This window comes from Klebsiella sp. GFKo11, from assembly GCF_056490265.1.
The window spans coordinates 4,294,793-4,313,261 of the sequence record NZ_CM151369.1; the positions used below are offsets into that span (position 1 = coordinate 4,294,793).

At 54.0% G+C, this 18,469-nt stretch carries 15 protein-coding genes; 11 read left to right on the forward strand and 4 right to left on the reverse strand.

The window, feature by feature from the left end; genetic code table 11:
- The first annotated feature begins 95 nt into the window (after positions 1 to 95).
- From AC07P6_RS20825 to ybiJ, 5 genes are all read left to right on the forward strand, one after another.
- A complete protein-coding gene (locus AC07P6_RS20825) occupies positions 96 to 710 on the forward strand; it encodes a flavin reductase family protein (protein ID WP_478314464.1) in 615 nt (204 codons plus the stop codon).
- A gap of 300 nt (positions 711 to 1,010) precedes the next feature.
- On the forward strand, positions 1,011 to 3,299 hold the full coding sequence (locus AC07P6_RS20830) for a catecholate siderophore receptor Fiu (protein WP_478314466.1): 2,289 nt from the start codon (positions 1,011 to 1,013) through the stop codon (positions 3,297 to 3,299).
- A gap of 45 nt (positions 3,300 to 3,344) precedes the next feature.
- Positions 3,345 to 4,022, forward strand: coding sequence for a PKHD-type hydroxylase YbiX (gene ybiX, locus AC07P6_RS20835; protein WP_478314468.1), 678 nt, complete (start codon positions 3,345 to 3,347; stop codon positions 4,020 to 4,022).
- 68 nt (positions 4,023 to 4,090) lie between these two features.
- Entirely contained in the window at positions 4,091 to 4,357 is a 267-nt protein-coding gene (locus AC07P6_RS20840) for a DksA/TraR family C4-type zinc finger protein (protein ID WP_112214722.1), read from the forward strand.
- 285 nt (positions 4,358 to 4,642) lie between these two features.
- Positions 4,643 to 4,903 carry a DUF1471 family protein YbiJ gene (gene ybiJ, locus AC07P6_RS20845; RefSeq protein ID WP_112214723.1) on the forward strand — a complete coding sequence of 87 codons (261 nt, stop codon included), beginning with the start codon at positions 4,643 to 4,645 and terminating at the stop codon, positions 4,901 to 4,903.
- A gap of 110 nt (positions 4,904 to 5,013) precedes the next feature.
- Here ybiJ and AC07P6_RS20850 read toward each other — a convergent pair whose 3' ends face one another.
- Complete coding sequence (locus tag AC07P6_RS20850; RefSeq protein WP_434659617.1) at positions 5,014 to 6,348, reverse strand: NCS2 family permease; 1,335 nt, start codon at positions 6,346 to 6,348, stop codon at positions 5,014 to 5,016.
- Between the two features lie 194 nt (positions 6,349 to 6,542).
- Between AC07P6_RS20850 and adeD the strand changes: the two genes are divergently transcribed.
- Positions 6,543 to 8,309, forward strand: a complete 1,767-nt coding sequence (gene adeD, locus AC07P6_RS20855) for an adenine deaminase (RefSeq protein WP_434659619.1) — start codon at positions 6,543 to 6,545, stop codon at positions 8,307 to 8,309.
- Positions 8,310 to 8,337: 28 nt separating this feature from the next.
- On the opposite strand, the gene ybiB is transcribed toward adeD, so the two are convergent.
- Both ybiB and dinG read right to left on the reverse strand, forming a co-directional pair.
- Positions 8,338 to 9,306 carry a DNA-binding protein YbiB gene (gene ybiB, locus AC07P6_RS20860; RefSeq protein WP_478314471.1) on the reverse strand — a complete coding sequence of 323 codons (969 nt, stop codon included), beginning with the start codon at positions 9,304 to 9,306 and terminating at the stop codon, positions 8,338 to 8,340.
- 42 nt (positions 9,307 to 9,348) lie between these two features.
- Complete coding sequence (gene dinG / locus AC07P6_RS20865) at positions 9,349 to 11,493, reverse strand: ATP-dependent DNA helicase DinG (protein WP_434659623.1); 2,145 nt, start codon at positions 11,491 to 11,493, stop codon at positions 9,349 to 9,351.
- Positions 11,494 to 11,980: 487 nt separating this feature from the next.
- Between dinG and AC07P6_RS20870 the strand changes: the two genes are divergently transcribed.
- The gene (locus tag AC07P6_RS20870; RefSeq protein ID WP_434664163.1) at positions 11,981 to 12,091 is read left to right on the forward strand and encodes a small membrane protein; all 111 of its coding nucleotides are present in this window, start codon (positions 11,981 to 11,983) and stop codon (positions 12,089 to 12,091) included.
- A 103-nt stretch (positions 12,092 to 12,194) separates the two neighbouring features.
- On the opposite strand, the gene rhlE is transcribed toward AC07P6_RS20870, so the two are convergent.
- Entirely contained in the window at positions 12,195 to 13,565 is a 1,371-nt protein-coding gene (gene rhlE, locus AC07P6_RS20875; RefSeq protein ID WP_478314473.1) for an ATP-dependent RNA helicase RhlE, read from the reverse strand.
- Between the two features lie 257 nt (positions 13,566 to 13,822).
- On the opposite strand from rhlE, the gene cecR reads away from it, so the two are divergent.
- The 4 genes from cecR to AC07P6_RS20895 are packed head-to-tail and all read left to right on the forward strand — an operon-like array spanning position 13,823 to position 18,348.
- Positions 13,823 to 14,500, forward strand: a complete 678-nt coding sequence (cecR, locus tag AC07P6_RS20880; RefSeq protein WP_304260873.1) for a transcriptional regulator CecR — start codon at positions 13,823 to 13,825, stop codon at positions 14,498 to 14,500.
- Positions 14,497 to 15,489, forward strand: a complete 993-nt coding sequence (hlyD, locus tag AC07P6_RS20885) for a secretion protein HlyD (protein ID WP_478314475.1) — start codon at positions 14,497 to 14,499, stop codon at positions 15,487 to 15,489. The genes cecR and hlyD overlap by 4 nt, the downstream gene beginning before the upstream one ends.
- On the forward strand, positions 15,486 to 17,225 hold the full coding sequence (locus tag AC07P6_RS20890; RefSeq protein ID WP_434659641.1) for an ATP-binding cassette domain-containing protein: 1,740 nt from the start codon (positions 15,486 to 15,488) through the stop codon (positions 17,223 to 17,225). The genes hlyD and AC07P6_RS20890 overlap by 4 nt, the downstream gene beginning before the upstream one ends.
- The gene (locus tag AC07P6_RS20895; RefSeq protein ID WP_478314477.1) at positions 17,191 to 18,348 is read left to right on the forward strand and encodes an ABC transporter permease; all 1,158 of its coding nucleotides are present in this window, start codon (positions 17,191 to 17,193) and stop codon (positions 18,346 to 18,348) included. The genes AC07P6_RS20890 and AC07P6_RS20895 overlap by 35 nt, the downstream gene beginning before the upstream one ends.
- The last annotated feature ends 121 nt before the right edge of the window (positions 18,349 to 18,469 follow it).

Here is an 18,469-nt window from a genome sequence, read left to right on the forward strand (position 1 = left end):
GGCAATCTCCTTTGAACAGCCGCGTAAGATACCCGTTGACGGCGGTGCGGTAAATAAGTGAGTCTGGATATCTACTCTTTCGTCATGGGTGTCGTATGTACTTCTATCAACCTTCGCACGGACACGGTCTGCCGCACGACCCGCTTAATGCCATTATCGGGCCTCGGCCCATCGGCTGGATCGCCTCGCTGGATAGCAGCGGGCAGCGCAATCTCGCACCCTACAGTTTTTTTAACTGCTTTAACTATCGGCCACCAATTATCGGTTTTGCCAGCAGCGGCTGGAAAGATAGCGTGCAGAATATCGTCGAAACTAAAGAGTTCGTCTGGAACCTGGCCACTCGTCCTCTGGCGGTAGCGATGAACGAAACGTCCGCCAGTATACCGCGTAATGAGGATGAATTTTCACGCGCCAGGCTCACGCCCGCTGCCAGCCGTATTGTCAGCGCCCCACGGGTTGCCGAAAGCCCGGTGAACTTCGAATGTCGCCTCTCGCAGTGCATCCAGCTGACCACCGCCGACGGCATGGCGGTTGAAAGCTGGCTGGTGCTGGGCGAAGTGGTGGCGGTGCATATCGACGAGTCGCTGCTGGAGGAAGGGATTTACCAGACCGCTAAAGCCCAGCCGATTTTGCGCGCCGGAGGCCCCAGCGCTTATTACGGCATCGATGAAAGCTTGCGCTTTGATCTTGTTCGTCCGGACGCACGCTAACGCCTTCATCCTGAACTACGCGATCTGCAATATAGGGCCCACATCCAGGTTGGGCTCGTTCTGCTTTTATCCTCGCCCATAGCGCCCCTTCTTTATGTAGAAAAAATGCAGTCAATGTAAATAAATGTATTTATTTTTTTATAAATGAGTGATAAAAATTCGGCCGTTGTTTGATAATGATTATCACAATCATTATCAAAAGCATTGCTTTTGTTAAAAATCACCTGCAGTGGTCGGGGCGAAGCATCGCTTCGTCTGCGGTCGTTATGGCCTAATTAAAACTATAAGTCACTTATTGATATGGAAAAAAATAACAATTTGCCGTTCAGCAGTTTCAACTCACTGACAATCTTCACCGGTTTATGCCTGAGTCTCTCTCCGACCGGTCAAGTGCTTGCAGCGGACAGCACTGAAAAGAATGCTGGCGAAACGCTGGTGGTCGAAGCGCAAACTCCATCGCTGTATGCGCCGACCCACTCCGCCGATCCTAAGTTTTCTCGTCCGATCGCCGATACCACGCGAACGGTCACCGTTGTCTCTGAGCAGGTGATGAAGGATCAGGGCGTCACCAACCTCACCGATGCGCTGAAGAACGTTCCCGGCGTGGGCGCGTTCTTTGCTGGTGAAAATGGCAACTCCACCACTGGCGACGCCATTTACATGCGCGGAGCGGATACCTCCAACAGTATTTACGTCGACGGTATTCGCGATATCGGCAGCGTCAGCCGCGATACCTTCAACACTGAACAGGTTGAGGTCATCAAGGGGCCGTCTGGTTCCGACTACGGTCGCAGCGCGCCGACCGGTTCAATCAATATGATCAGCAAACAGCCGCGTCTGGACTCCGGTATCGATGCTTCCGCAAGCGTAGGTAGCGCCTGGTTCCGTCGCGGCACGCTGGATATCAACGAGACCATTGGCGAAACCAGCGCGGTGCGCCTGAATCTGATGGGTGAAAAAACTCACGATGCAGGCCGCGACAAGGTGAAAAACGAGCGTTACGGCGTGGCGCCATCGGCGGCGTTCGGTCTTGGCACTGAGACCCGCTTGTACCTGAACTATCTGCACGTGACCCAGCACAATACACCAGATGGCGGCATTCCAACTATCGGTCTGCCAGGGTATTCCGCCCCCAACGCCAGCACCTCGGCACTGAATCACTCCGGTAAAGTCGCCACCAGCAACTTCTACGGCACCAATTCCGACTACGATGATTCCACCACCGATACCGTGACGATGCGCTTCGAACACGATCTGAGCGACACCACGACCATTCGGAACACGACCCGCTGGTCTCGCGTGAAACAGGATTATCTGATGACCGCGGTGATGGGTGGGGCGACGAACATCACCCAGCCTAACCCTGACGATGTTGGCACCTGGACCTGGTCACGTCTGGCAAACACCAAAGACACCAGCAACAAGATCCTCACTAACCAGACTAACCTGACCTCGAAGTTCTACACCGGCTCCATCGGCCATGACGTCAGCACCGGTGTGGAATTCACCCGCGAAACGCAGACCAACTACGGGGTTTATCCGCTAACGCCGCCGGCGGTGAACATTTATCACCCGAACAGCGATATCTCCATCGGCGGCCTGGACCGCAGCGGCGCCAACGCCAACGGGCAAACGGATACCTTCGGCGTTTATGCCTTCGACACCCTGCAAATTACTCAGGACTTCGAACTTAACGGCGGAATCCGTCTGGATAATTACCAGACCAAATACGATAGCGCGAGCCTGTGCGGCGGTACCGGACGCGGTGCTATCGCCTGCCCGACGGGCGTAGAGAAAAATACGCCGGTCACCACCGTCGATACCTCCACCAGCGGTAACCTGGTGAACTGGAAAGCCGGTGCGCTGTATCATCTGACCGATAACGGCAATATCTACGTCAACTACGCCGTTTCTCAGCAGCCGCCGGGAGGCAGCAACTTCACCCTCGCGCAAAGTGGTACCGGCAACAGCGCCAACCGTACCGACTTTAAACCGCAGAAAGCAAAAACCAGCGAAGTCGGAACCAAGTGGGAGCTCATGGACAAGCGCCTGCTGCTGACCGCCGCCCTCTTCCGTACTGATATTGAAAACGAAGTCGAACAGAACGACGACGGCACTTATTCACAGTACGGTAAGAAACGCGTGGAAGGCTATGAGATCTCTCTGGCCGGTAATATTACTCCTGACTGGCAGGTTATCGGCGGTTATACCCAACAGCGCGCCAGCATTAGCGAAGGCGCGAATACCGCCCAGGATGGCACCAGCGCGCTACCGTATACGCCAGAGCACGCCTTTACCGTCTGGAGCCAATATCAGGCCACTGAGGCTATCTCCGTTGGCGCTGGCGCACGCTACGTCGGCAGTATGCATCGCGGCAGCGACGGCGCGGTCGGTACGCCGTCCTATACCGAAGGCTACTGGGTAGCAGATGCCAAGGTGGGTTATCGTATTAACCGTAATCTCGACCTGCAGCTGAACGTCTATAACCTGTTTGATACCGACTATGTCGCCTCTATTAATAAGAGCGGCTACCGCTATCACCCGGGGGAACCACGGACCTTCTTGTTAACCGCCAATATGCATTTCTGATCCACGATGGGGCGGCAACGCCCCGTTTCTTCAGGAGACAAAATCATGATGTACCATATCCCCGCTGTCCTTAGCCCACAGGAAGTGGACTATTTCACCGCCCGGCTCCAACAAGCCGATTGGGTTGACGGCCGCGTAACTACTGGCGATCAGGGCGCTCAGGTCAAAAATAACCAGCAGGTAGACACCCGCAGCAGCTTGTATGGCGAACTTCAGGCAACGGTCGTCGCAGCGCTGAATCGCAGTTCGCTGTTTTTTGCCGCCGCGCTGCCAAAAACCCTTTCCAGCCCGCTGTTTAACCGCTATCAGCAGAGTGAAACTTATGGATTTCACGTTGATGGTGCGGTGCGCAGTCAGGCCCAGGGCGGCTGGATGCGTACCGATCTCTCCGCCACCCTCTTTTTATCCGCCCCGGAAAGCTACGAGGGCGGCGAGCTGGTGGTTAACGACACCTACGGCCAGCACTCGGTTAAGCTCCCGGCTGGCGACCTGGTACTCTATCCTTCAAGTAGCCTGCACTGCGTCACTCCCGTTACAGTGGGTACCCGCGTGGCCTCATTCTTATGGGTTCAATCCATGATCCGCGACGATAAGCACCGCGCCATGCTGTTTGATCTGGATGGCAATATTCAGAAGTTAAAAAGCCGCCACGGTGAAAGCGACGAAGTGCTCTCTCTGCTTAATCTGTACCATAACCTGCTGCGCGAATGGTCAGAGATCTAAGCCTTGTCTGGTCATTTTTTATCCCCATATTCTCTATACTGACAGTCAACGAGATAACGAGGTGAACCATGGCATCAGGCTGGGCAAATGACGACGCCGTGCAGGAGCAAATCGACAGCACCATTAATGATGCCATCGCGCGGGCGCGAAATGAGCTTTCATCGGGTGAAAGCAACAAATTTTGTGAAGAGTGCGGAGAGCCGATTCCGGAAGCGCGTCGGCAAGCGGTTGCGGGGGTGAGATACTGCGTAAAGTGCCAACAAGATAAAGATTTACATAACAATACATTTTCAGGATATAATCGCCGTGGTTCTAAAGATAGCCAGCTTCGCTGACCGTCATTTACCGTTCATTACCGCAGATCGCGTTATCTTTTCGCGCACGTTTTTTGGCAAACTGAGTGGCAAAATGTGCCCTTACCGCCCCCTGAACTTCGCTTCAACCCGTTTTCTCTTCGCGGGCTAAAATAATTTATTAATATTCAATAAATTAATAATCGTTCAAAAAATTAGATTGAGATTGTTAATTTCCTTCGATTTTATCTCTCGCTCAAAACCGTGATACTTCTCACATCGACGAAACATCGTCACCTGTACAAGACAACCTGCGAGAGATTAATTATGAAAACTATCAAATATGCTGCCGCCGCCATCGCCCTTTCCGCTCTGTCCTTTGGTGCTTTCGCCGCTCAGCCGGTAACATCGGCCCAGGCAGAAAGCATGAACAAAATCGGTGTGGTTTCCGCTGAAGGCGCAACGACGCTGGATGGTCTGGAAGCTAAACTGGCAGAGAAAGCCGAAGCAGCTGGCGCAACCGGCTACAGCATCACCTCTGCTAACACCGCGAACAAAATTAGCGGTACCGCGGTTATCTATAAATAATCGCCACAAATTCCTGTAGCAAGTAAGACCCTGTAATGCCACTGTTTCAACCCTGTAAGACCCTTTAATACCCTTGCCTTGCCCGTCCATCCCACTGGACGGGCTTTTTTTTAATCAACAAGAATAATTTTCAACGCAAACAGCATTGCAACCGCAATGACGCACAGATTCAGCTCACGCCATCTTCCACAGAAGATCTTCATAATGCAGTAAGCCAGAAAACCAAGCGCAATCCCCTCGGTGATAGAGAACGTGAAAGGCATCATTACCGCCGTAATAAAAGCCGGAACTGACTCGGTAAAATCATCCCAGTCAATACGGGCGAGGCTGGATGTCATCAACACGCCAACGAAAATTAAGGCTCCAGCCGTTGCATATCCCGGCACTATTTCAGCCAGCGGCGAAAAAAACATCACCAGCAAAAACAAAACGCCGACAACCACCGCTGTAAGACCGGTCCTGCCTCCTACCGACACACCAGCCGTACTTTCGATATAAGCGGTCACCGATGAAGTACCAATAAAAGCACCGGCCACTGAGCTCAAACTGTCAACATACAGCGCCTTATGCATATTAGGGAACTTACCATCTTTGCCAATTAAACCCGCTTTATCCGTCACGCCGATTAGCGTCCCTGAAGAATCAAATAGATTAATCAGCATGAATGAGAAAATAATACCGGCCAGATCCAGCGATAAGGCACCTCGTATATCCACTTCGCCGATCACCCCGCTGATACCAGACGGTGTGGAATAAACACCATTAAAATGAACATCGCCAAAAAATAAACCACAACATGATGTGACGACAATTGAAACCAGCACTGCAGCATGGAAATTTCGTGAAGAGAGAACGGCAATAATAAAAAAACCAACAATCCCTAATAACACGCTATGCGAACTCAAGTCGCCAATGGCAACTAACGTATCTTTATTTGCAACAATGACTCCTGAATTTTTCAGCCCCATCATTGCAATAAACAACCCTATTCCACTGGTGATACCTATGCGCAAACTTATTGGGATGTTTGCAATCATCCAGTAACGAATGCGAAAAAGCGTTAATAAAAACAACCCCACAGCGCCCCAGAATATTGCGCCCATCGCGGTCTGCCAGCTCATCCCCATCGCCCCGACAACCACAAAGGCGAAAAAGGCGTTTAGCCCCATTGCGGGTGCCAGCGCAACAGGAAGATTTGCAATAAGTCCCATGGCAATGCTACCAATACCGGCAATCAAACAGGTGGTGACAAAAACGACCTTCGCATCCATATGCGCCGCAGCTAGAATTTGTGGATTAACAAAAACGATATAAACCATCGTTAAAAACGTAGTGAGCCCAGCGATCGCCTCGGTGCGCACACAGGTATTATGCTGCTGTAGTTTAAAAAAACGGGAAAGACTGCTAGTACTCTGATGAGTGTTTTCGCTGTGTTCATTTTTCATGTTTTTCATCCGCTGATGAAGAATAACTTCATGATACATCCACTGACTTTACTCTTTTTAAATCATACCTAACTCATAATTCAGTGATAGCTATCACATCGTAAAAATCTATTTATCGATAAAATAAAAAACCACCACAGATGATAAAATGATAATTAAAGAATCAATTTGATAAATCAAAATGAGAAAATAAAATGATAAATAGAATTAACTTTAAATATCACCAGATTAGTCGTCAAAACAGACAAGAATTACTCGCCGTATCACGTGGAGAGGGTGCTGCAGATTATATTATTGATAATGTCACTGTACTTGATTTAATTAATGGCGGGAGTTTCGCAGGCCCCATAGTGATAAAAAACCAGCATATTGCCGGTATTGGCCCAGAGTATGCCGATGCTCCGGCTCACCAGCGTGTCGATGCCCGCGGAGCAACAGCAGTACCTGGCTTTGTTGATGCCCATTTGCATATTGAATCGAGCATGATGACCCCCGTTGCTTTTGAAACGGCAACTCTGCCGCGCGGCCTGACAACCATCGTTTGCGATCCCCATGAAATCGTCAATGTGATGGGGGAATCCGGCTTCGCCTGGTTTATTCGCTGCGCCGAACTGGCACAACAAAATCAGTATATTCAGGTTAGCTCCTGCGTCCCTGCCCTGAAAGGTTGCGATTTAAACGGTGCCGATTTTACCCTTGAACAAATGCTCCGCTGGCACGACCATCCTCTGGTCACCGGGCTCGCGGAGGTAATGGACTATCCCGGCGTTATCGCCGGAGAGCGCGAAATTGCGGATAAAATAGACGCGTTCCGTACTCTGACGATAGACGGTCATTGCCCGGGACTGAGCGGTAAAGCGCTTAATGCATATGTTGCTGCTGGCGTCGAAAACTGCCATGAAAGCTATTCTCAACAAGAGGGCCGTGAAAAGCTACGGGCTGGAATGGGGTTAATGATCCGCGAAGGGTCCGCTGCGCGAAATCTCGATTCGCTCGCGCCGTTAATCAATGAAATGAACAGCCCACAATGTATGCTTTGTACCGACGATCGTAATCCCTGGGAAATTGCCCATGAAGGCCATATCGACGCGCTTATCCGCCGCCTTATTAACCAACATAATGTGCCGCTGCATGTCGCTTACCGTATTGCCAGCTGGTCAGCCGCACGCCATTTCGGCCTGAAACATCTCGGACTGCTGGCACCGGGAAAACAAGCGGATATCGTCCTGCTTAGCAATCCTCAGCAAGTTGAGGTACAGCAAGTGTTTATTAAGGGAATGCCTGTCGATGAACACGCATTACTGCGCGCCGAGTCTGCAACGTTAGCAAAAACGCATCCCCCCTTAGGCAACACGGTTGCACGCCAGCCGGTATCAGCCACCGACTTTTCCTTCGATTTCACTCCCGGCAGGCGCTATCGCGTGATTGAGGCCATTCCTAACGAGCTGATCACCGGCAATGGAGAGAGCCTGTATACCGGGGAAGGATTTGATCGAGAAGATATCTGCTTTATCAGCGTCCTGGAACGTTATGGCAAGCAAACCCCGCCCGCCTGCGGTCTACTAAGCGGCTTTGGTTTGCGCGAAGGGGCGCTGGCGGCAACCGTCAGCCATGACAGCCATAACATCGTTGTTATTGGACGTAGCGCGCAAGAAATGGCCACAGCGGTAAATCAGGTTATCTCCACCGGCGGCGGATTGTGCGTCGTGCATCATAACCAGGTAGCGGCTCATTTACCGCTACCTGTCGCCGGATTAATGAGCACCGAAACGGCACAAACGCTGGCGCAGCAAATAGGTTCTCTCAAAGCTGCAGGTAAACTCTGCGGCACTCTTCCCGACGAACCTTTTATCCAGATGGCGTTTTTATCACTACCGGTTATCCCAGCGCTCAAGCTAACCAGCCAGGGGCTCTTTGATGGCAGTAAGTTCGATTTCACGTCGCTGGAAATCACTGAGTAAACAGAGCCGCCCACAATGGCGGCGATGATTACCAGTGCTCAGCCACTTTTGCCAGTCCCTGTTCCAGAGTGGCTGCTTCCCCGGCAGCCACCAGGCAGCAGGCCAGCTGGATTCTCAGCGACAGGGGTAGCGGTTCGCTCCCTGTCACACAGAGTTCAATCCAGCGCGCGGTAATCTCCGGGTCTTTTGACTCTGGTAGCGCAACAGCCTGCGCTGTCCCCATATCCTGACGCTCGTTCAGTACACGCGTTCCAGCGGCATCAATCAGGCTAATCTGCGGGCAGCGTTGTGGGTTAGCATAGACTTCGCCTTCAGTACCGTGCATCAGCAATGCCCGTCCGCCGATTTCAGTAAAGAATTTCGCCACTCGGGTGACGTATTCCGGATGAGAGACGCTCGACAGACGCAGCGCCGCATCTTCCGCGAACGGCGTCGCCAGCTTGGCCAGCGTGTGCGCACTGTTGCGCACGCCCATACGCCAGCGTATCGCTAACTGTTTCTCCAGCGCTGGACATAGCACACCTATCGGAATGTAAACCGGCTGATGGCTGTCCAATCGCGCCTGGGCCTGACCCGCGTGTCGCGTGACAGGAATCCCCATCAGTTCGAAAATCGTTTCTGTGAGCACGCGGGTTGGATCATGACTCACGCCGTGCACCACCACCGGGAAACCGAGTTTGTGCAGCAGGATGGCGATCAGCGGGGTCAGGTTTGCCTGTTTGCGCGCGCCGTTATAGCTGGGGATGACAATCGGCATAGGTTTGCCTGGCGGCGGCGTCAGGCGTAACGTCTGCTGCTGCATCGCCTCGTAGAAGCCCTTCATCTCCGCTTCGCCTTCACCCTTGATGCGCAGGGCGATAAGGATGCCGCCCAGCTCGAGCTCGGGTACTTCGCCGCTAAGCATCCGCGAATAGAGCGCGCGGGCCGTTTCGACATCCAGGTCACGGGCGTGGTTCTTCCCCCGCCCAACTTCTTTAATGATCTTGCTGTAGTCCATCGAAGGCTCCTTTGAGCTTCTCACATCGTCGACATTGCACCATTAACGCCGTTTGCGACGCGTCGGTTTTGCTTTAGTTTTTACTATAACCTCAGGGACGGCAGGCTGCTCTATCGGAAATACGGGTAATGCATTCAATAAGCGTTGGCCGTAGTTTTTGGTCAACAGTCGCTTATCGTAAATCACCACTTCCCCCCAGCAGCTATGGCTACGGATCAGGCGACCCACCTGCTGAATCAGGTTGAAGGAAGCACTCGGCAGACTTTGAACTTCGAACGGATAGCGATTGAGGCTTTTGAGCCACTCGCCTTCGGTAATCACCACCGGGCTGTCTATCGGCGGGAAGGCAATTTTGTGGATGTGAACCTGGCTCAGCAGCTCGCCTTTTAAATCGAGCCCTTCGGCAAAGGATTGCAGCCCGACCAGTACGCTTCGTTCCCCACCTTCAACGCGCTTACGGTGCAGTTCCACCAGCCGATAGCGCGGCTTATCACCCTGCACCAGAAGCAGCAAGCGCAAATCGGTCACGTGCTCAAGAAAACGCTGCATCGCTCTTCCGCTGGCAAACAGCACCAGCATGCCAAGATGCTTTTTACTCTCAACCTGCTCGCGAAAGTAAGCCGCCATCTCGGCGATATGCTGTTCTTCGTGGTCAATAAGCGGTTCGTAGTGCATCTGCGGGATGACAATTTTACCCTGTTCGACGTGGTTAAACGGCGAATCCAGCGCCACAAAGCGGTCTCCCGCCTTCTCTTTCAGTCCGCTCATCTCTTGCAGGCGAGAAAAGCTATTCAGCGAACGTAGCGTCGCCGAAGTGACAACAATATGCGGGACGCTGCGCCAGAGCAGCCTTTCCAGCTGATCGCTGACGCGGATCCCCACACAGTGGAACCAGATATGCATCTGACCGTCACGCAGGTCGCGGGTGGCCCATTTGGTCACCGGCGCGCCTGAAGACTGCGCCAACGATGCCAGACGCCACAGTTTGCTCTGACTCTCAAACATCCCCAGCGCGCGGTTCATCTGCAGCAGAACCCGGTGTAGACGCACCACATCATGACTGCCTGTTTTTTCGCCAAGATCGTTGAGGAACAGCTCCGCCAGCCCGCGCAACGTTTCCGTCAGCTTCGCCAGCCGCTGGCAGATCTCCATAACTTCCTGCGGCAGCTCGCCCATCGGAAAGCGGTGTTCCGCTTCCTGACCCGCAGGCATATACAGGTTAAGAATATTATTTAGCGAGGAGATAAGCTCAAACAGCTCCTCGCAGTGCGCGTTCAGGCGCTCAGGATTCGCCAATGGCGGTGTGGTTTTAGGCCGGAACTGTTCCATGCAGGTGGCAACCAGTTTAGTGAACAAATCCAACTGCAGGCGATACCACGGAGCGGTGATTTCAGCGCTCATTTCCAGCGCATCGCGGGCGACATCCGGCAGGTGGTGGCCTTCATCAAGCACCAGCAGTAAATTCTTCGGATCCGGCAGTACCGCCTCGCTCTCCATTGCCGCCATGACCAGCGCATGGTTTGCCACCACCACTTCGGCTTCCTGAATTTCTCGCCGGGCGACGAAAAATGGACATTCGCGATAATAGTGGCAATTGCGATTCAGGCAGCTGGCTTTATCGGTGCTCAGACGGCTCCACAGCGAATCATCTATGTTTTTATCGGTGTGATCGCGCAGGCCATCCCATTTATAACTATCAAGATCCGTTTTAAGCGTCGCGCACAGCTTCTGTTCTGCCTGGTTATTCGGTGTGAGGTCGTCATCAAGGAAGGCGAGCAGATCCTGCTGTGTCGGGTCCGTACTGGCGAGAGCGGCCAGGTTACGCGTACAAACGTAGCGCCCACGACCAAAGGCAGCGGTAAATCGCAGGTCGGGAATAATTTTACGCAGCAGCGGCAGGTCTTTGCTGTAGATCTGGTCCTGCAGCGCTACGTTGGCGGTGCTGACTACGAGCGTTTTTTGCTCTTCACGGGCAATCGCGATGCCGGGGATCAGGTATGACAAGGTTTTGCCGACGCCAGTGGGAGCCTCAATCGCCAGATGTCGTCCCTCTTCCCCGGCAAGCGTCTTCGCGACATCGGCGATCATCTGCCGCTGCGGGGGACGGGGAATAAAGTCCGGAATCTGTTCCTGGAGCGCCTTATACCAGGCGGCGATTTGCGCTTTTAGCGCTGCGGTCAAAGCCATGAGAGAACCTGAATACTGTATAAACAGCCACTATTGTGCCATTTTTGACAGGGCGGAGGTATCCCTTTTTCGGTAAACAGGAAGCCGACTCGCAGAACAGGATAAAAACCAATAACGCTCTTTTCGCCAGTGCAGTGAGTCGTTTACGATGGCTTATCCGTATCCATTTTATGAATAATTAGTAACGACGCTATTTTCAGTCTGCACTTAGCGTTTTTTTCTAATTCATACTGTAAACATCAGATATTGGTCTTCCACATTAGAAGCCCGAATGTGAAAAAATGATAAAGAATTAATCAAACGTTCTAAATACATTCCGAAAAGAGTATAAAAAGAGACAATGAAAATAATCTAACTTTTTGATTAATCTTATATTTAAGATAATCTACATTCATAAGATATTATATCTTAACCACTAATCCGTATACTAACTTTCAGAGTCTACAGGGCCTGTTAATTATTGAGGATGTTTATGGTTGCTTTTTTCATGTTAGTGGTTTCTGTGATACTCCTTGTGGTTGCTGGCTACAATTTTGTCAGCTATTGCAAAAATCGCAAGAATGGTTCACTACCGAAAGTGAAGCACGGTAAAAGATAAATTTTAATCTGATGGTTATTGATGAGTGAATTTTAAAATTGCAGGATCAGAAGCAGTACAAAGGCTGACTGCGGCAGATTAACATGCCGCAGCCAGAACAACATTATTCAGCCGACGCCGGTTTGCGCGGGCGACGACGCCGTGGAGGTTTACCGTCTGCAGTACGTGCTTTCGGCGCTTCACCATCGTTGCGGCGCGGAGCAGACTGCTGGCTACGCCCCTGGTTCTGGCCGCTGCGGCCCTGGCTTTGGCCACCACGACTCTGGCTTTGACCACCGCGGCCACCGCCACGCTGCTGCTGGCGACCGTTCTGAATCGGCTCGGCTTTGATGGAAGGATCCGGTTCATAGCCCGCGATGGCGATACGTGGGATCTCTTTTTTCAGCAAGCGTTCGATATCATGCAACAGCTTATGCTCGTCAACGCAGACCAGCGACAGCGCTTCGCCAGTTGCAGCCGCGCGACCGGTACGGCCGATGCGGTGCACATAATCTTCCGGTACGTTTGGCAGTTCGTAGTTCACTACGTGCGGCAACTCTTCGATATCCAGACCGCGAGCGGCGATGTCGGTTGCCACCAGCACGCGGATGCCACCGGATTTAAAGTCAGCCAATGCGCGAGTTCGCGCGCCCTGGCTTTTGTTACCGTGGATTGCGGCGCTGCGAATACCATCTTTATTAAGCTGCTCTGCCAGATGGTTTGCGCCGTGCTTGGTGCGGGTAAAGACCAGCACCTGCTGCCAGTTACCTTCGCCGATCATCTGCGACAGCAGCTCGCGCTTGCGTTTTTTATCAACAAAATGCACTAACTGGCTCACCTGCTCAGAGGCGGTGTTACGGCGGGCAACTTCAATTTCCAGCGGGTTATGCAGCAGTTTTTCCGCCAACGATTTAATGTCGTCAGAGAAGGTTGCAGAGAACAGCAGGTTCTGGCGTTTCGCAGGCAGTTTCGCCAGCACGCGGCGAATATCGTGAATAAAGCCCATATCCAGCATACGGTCGGCTTCATCCAGTACCAGCACTTCAACCTTATCCAGGCTGACGGCATTCTGATGTTCAAGATCCAGCAGACGTCCCGGCGTGGCCACCAGAATATCGACGCCGCTGCGCAGCTTCATCATCTGCGGGTTAATGCTTACCCCGCCGAAGACGACCAGCGAACGAATATTCAGATACTTGCTGTAATCCCGTACGTTCTCGCCAATCTGTGCTGCCAGCTCGCGCGTTGGAGTCAGGATCAAAGCGCGCACCGGGCGACGACCTTTAGCATGCGGTTCTTGTTGGATCAGATGCTGAAGCAGCGGCAACGTAAAGCCTGCCGTTTTACCGGTGCCGGTCTGGGCGCTGGCCATCAGATCGCGACCCTGTAATACCGCAGGAATAGCCTTCTGCTGGATAGGGGTTGGCTCAACATAGCCCTGTTCAGCGACCGCGCGCAGGATTTCAGGATTCAGGCCAAGGGAATCAAAAGACATAACAACTCCGAACCGCCCCGGCCCGTCACAGGCGTAGTCTTCAGGGAGATTATTGCGAAAGAGATGGCAAAAACCACAATGCCATGAAGTGGCGCAGTCTAGCAGATTTTGTGACGAACCGCATAAAATATCCCCCAGCGTTTTATCTGCAAAATAATGCTCGCTTGCGCTGCGATGAATTAAGTATTCACCATTCTGGACAGTTTCGCGAATTGGTCATACTCTTAATCAATCGATTGATTAACTTTATTAGCGCGATGACAACGACCCCCATTACCAGCAAAGGCGAGCAGGCTAAAAGCCAGCTTATCGCTGCCGCTATCGCCCAGTTCGGCGAATACGGCCAGCACGCCACAACCCGCGATATCGCCGCCCAGGCCGGACAGAATATCGCCGCTATCACCTACTATTTCGGTTCGAAGGACGATTTGTACCTCGCCTGCGCCCAGTGGATTGCCGACTTTATCGGCAATAATTTTCGCCCCCATGCGCAGGCGGCAGAGGAACTGCTGGCCCAGCCCGCTGCGGATAAAGCCGCAATGCGTACTCTGATTCTACGCGCCTGCCAGAATATGATTTTACTGCTGACCCAGGAAGACACGGTCAATTTGAGCAAATTCATCTCCCGCGAGCAGTTGTCGCCGACGCCCGCCTATCAGCTCATCCACGACCAGGTCATTGCTCCGCTACACTGCCACCTAACCCGTTTAATCGCCGCTTATACCGGCCTTAACGCAGACAGCACGCAAATGATCCTTCACACCCACGCGCTGCTGGGGGAAGTTCTCGCGTTTCGTCTTGTTCGGGAAACGGTGCTGCGTCGCGCCGGTTGGGCTGAGTTTGATCAAGAAAAAACCGAGCAAATCATTCAGGTCATCACCTGCCACGTTGATTTCGTTCTGCAAGGATTATCGCAAAGGAGTCTGGAGTCATGAAAAAACCGCTCATCGTCGTTCTACTGCTTCTCCTGATGGCTGCTGTGATCGGCGGCGGCTGGTGGTGGTATCAAAGCAGCCAGCAAAAAGCGCTCACCCTGTATGGCAACGTGGATATTCGTACCGTTAACCTGAGCTTCCGGGTGGGAGGACGGCTGGCGTCGCTAAGCGTCGATGAGGGCGATGCGATTAAAACCGGGCAAACGCTGGGCGAGCTGGATCGCGCCCCTTATGAAAATGCCCTCCAGCAGGCGCAGGCCAACGTTTCTACGGCCCAGGCGCAGTACGACCTAATGATGGCGGGCTATCGCTCGGAAGAAATTGCCCAGGCTGCCGCCGCGGTTAACCAGGCCCAGGCGGCTTACGCCTATGCGCAGAACTTCTATCAACGCCAGCTGGGGCTGCGTAAAAGCAGCGCTATCTCCGCGAATGACCTTGAAAACGCGCGCTCCTCACGCGACCAGGCACAGGCCACGCTGAAATCAGCACAGGATAAACTGCGCCAGTACCGCGCCGGTAACCGTCCGCAGGAGATAGCCCAGGCCAAAGCCAGCCTCGAACAGGCTCAGGCCGCGCTGGCGCAGGCGAAACTCGACCTGCACGATACCACGCTAACCGCGCCGTCCGACGGCACCCTGATGACCCGCGCCGTGGAGCCAGGCAGTATGCTCAGCGCAGGCGGCACGGTGATGACGCTATCATTAACCCATCCGGTTTGGGTACGCGCCTACGTCGATGAAAAAAATCTCGGCCAGGCCCAACCGGGGCGCGAAGTCTTGCTCTATACCGATAGCCGTCCGAATCAACCTTACCGTGGCAAAATCGGTTTTGTCTCCCCGACAGCCGAATTTACGCCGAAAACTGTTGAAACCCCGGACCTGCGCACCGACCTGGTTTATCGCCTGCGGATTGTGGTCACCGATGCCGACGGCGCGCTGCGTCAGGGGATGCCGGTGACCGTCGCTTTCAGCAACGGAAACAGCCAATGAGCGAAGACGTTATCACGCTGCGCGGTCTCACCCGGCGTTTCGCCGGCATGGACCGCCCGGCCGTCGCGCCGCTGGACTGCACCATTCACTCCGGCTATGTGACCGGGCTGGTTGGCCCCGATGGCGCGGGGAAAACCACCCTGATGCGTATGCTCGCCGGTTTGCTCAAAGCCGACAGCGGCAGCGCACAGGTCATTGGTTTTGACCCCATTGCCGACGATAGCGCCCTGCACGCGGTGCTCGGTTATATGCCGCAGAAATTTGGCCTGTATGAAGATCTGACGGTGATGGAAAACCTGACCCTCTACGCCGACCTGCGCAGCGTCACCGGCGAAGCACGGGAGAAAACCTTCGCCCGGCTGCTGGAGTTTACCTCTTTGGGCCCCTTTACTGGCCGTCTGGCGGGCAAGCTCTCCGGCGGTATGAAGCAGAAACTCGGCCTCGCCTGCACCCTCGTCGGTGAACCGAAAGTGCTGCTACTGGACGAACCCGGCGTCGGCGTTGACCCCATCTCACGCCGCGAACTGTGGCAAATGGTCCACGAGCTGGCGGGCGATGGGATGCTGATCCTCTGGAGTACCTCCTATCTCGACGAAGCCGAACAGTGCCGCGACGTGCTGCTGATGAACGAAGGCCAGCTGTTGTATCAGGGCGCGCCCAAAGAGCTGACGCAGACCATGGCTGGACGCAGCTTTTTGATCTCCAGCACCGAGGAAAATAACCGCCGCCTGCTACAGCGGGCGCTGAAGCTGCCACAGGTGAGCGATGGCGTGATTCAGGGCAAATCGGTGCGCCTAATCCTCAAAAAAGAGGTCAATATCCGCGAAGTGCAAAACGCAGCCGACATGCCGCCGCTGGAGGTAGCTGAAACCGCGCCGCGTTTTGAAGATGCGTTCATCGACCTGCTGGGCGGCGCGGGTACGGCTGAATCGCCGCTGGGGAAAATTATCCACACCGTGGAAGGCTCCCATGACGACACGGTGATTGAAGCGCAAACCCTGACCAAAAAATTTGGTGATTTTGCCGCCACCGACCACGTCGATTTTCAGGTCAAGCGTGGAGAAATCTTCGGACTCCTCGGCCCTAACGGCGCGGGCAAGTCCACCACCTTTAAGATGATGTGCGGCCTGCTGGTCCCCACCTCCGGCAAAGCACTGGTGCTGGGGATGGACCTCAAAGTCAGCTCTGGCAAGGCACGCCAGCATCTGGGCTATATGGCACAGAAATTTTCGCTGTATGGCAACCTCACCGTTGAGCAGAACCTGCGCTTTTTCTCCGGCGTTTATGGCCTGCGCGGCAAAGCGCAGAACGAAAAAATCGCCAGCATGAGCGAGGCGTTTGGCCTGAAAAGTATCGCCCGGCAGGCCGCCGACGACCTGCCGCTCGGCTATAAGCAGCGCCTGGCGCTGGCCTGTTCGCTGATGCATGAGCCGGATATTCTGTTTCTGGACGAGCCAACTTCGGGCGTCGATCCCCTTACCCGCCGCGAGTTCTGGCTGCATATCAACAGCATGGTGGATAAGGGAGTGACGGTAATGGTCACCACCCACTTTATGGATGAGGCGGAGTATTGCGACCGTATTGGTCTGGTCTATCGCGGCAAACTTATCGCCAGCGGCACGCCGGACGATCTCAAAGCCATGGCGGCGGATGATGAACAGCCTGACCCGACGATGGAACAGGCATTTATTACCCTCATCCATGACTGGGATAAGGAGAACGCCAGTGAGCGCTAAAATCCTGGCATGGCGGCGCGTGCGCGCCCTGTGCGTCAAGGAGACGCGGCAGATCGTCCGCGACCCCAGCAGTTGGCTGATTGCGGTGGTGATCCCGCTGCTGCTGCTGTTTATCTTTGGCTACGGTATTAACCTCGACTCCAGCAAACTGCGGGTCGGCGTATTGCTGGAACAGCAGAGCGAAGAGGCGCTGGATTTCGTCCATACCATGACCGGTTCGCCCTATATCGACGCCACCATCAGCGACAACCGCCAGCAACTGATTCAAATGATGCAGGCCGGGCGGATCCGCGCGCTGGTGGTGGTGCCGGTGGATTTTGACCAGAAGATGGCCCGTCCCGGCGACAATGCGCCAATCCAGCTTATCACCGACGGCAGCGAACCGAATACCGCCAACTTCGCCCAGGGCTATATCGAAGGCATCTGGCAAATCTGGCAACAGCAGCGGGCGGAAGATCGGGGTGAAACCTTCGAGCCGTTGATTGATGTGCAGATGCGCTATTGGTTTAACCCGGCCGCCATTAGCCAACATTTTATTATCCCCGGCGCGATTACCATCATCATGACGGTGGTCGGCGCTATCCTGACCTCGCTGGTGGTGGCCCGCGAGTGGGAGCGCGGCACCATGGAGGCGCTGCTGTCGACCGAGATTACCCGCGCCGAGCTACTGCTGTGCAAGCTGATCCCCTACTATTTCCTCGGCATGCTGGCGATGCTGCTGTGCATGCTGGTGGCGGTGTTTATTCTCGGCGTGCCGTTTCGCGGTTCGCTGGTGATTCTGTTTTTTATCACCAGCCTGTTTTTGCTGAGCACGCTGGGAATGGGGCTGCTGATTTCCACCATTACCCGCAACCAGTTTAACGCCGCCCAGGTGGCGCTGAACGCCGCATTTCTGCCGTCGATTATGCTATCCGGGTTTATTTTCCAGATAGACAGTATGCCAGCGGTGATCCGCGCGGTGACCTACGTGATCCCGGCGCGCTATTTTGTCAGCACTCTGCAAAGCCTGTTTTTGGCGGGCAATATTCCCGTAGTGCTGCTGGTGAACACGATGTTTTTAATCGCCTCAGCGGTAATATTTATCGGCCTGACGTGGATAAAAACCAAGCGGCGTCTGGATTAACTTTCCTGCACGCTTTCCCCGGGGGCGGCGCAAGCGCCTTGCCCGGGCTTCCAGGGCCGCAGGGGTTTGAATTTGTAGCCCGGACAGGTGCGCCAGCACCGCCTCCGGGGATCACAAAGAG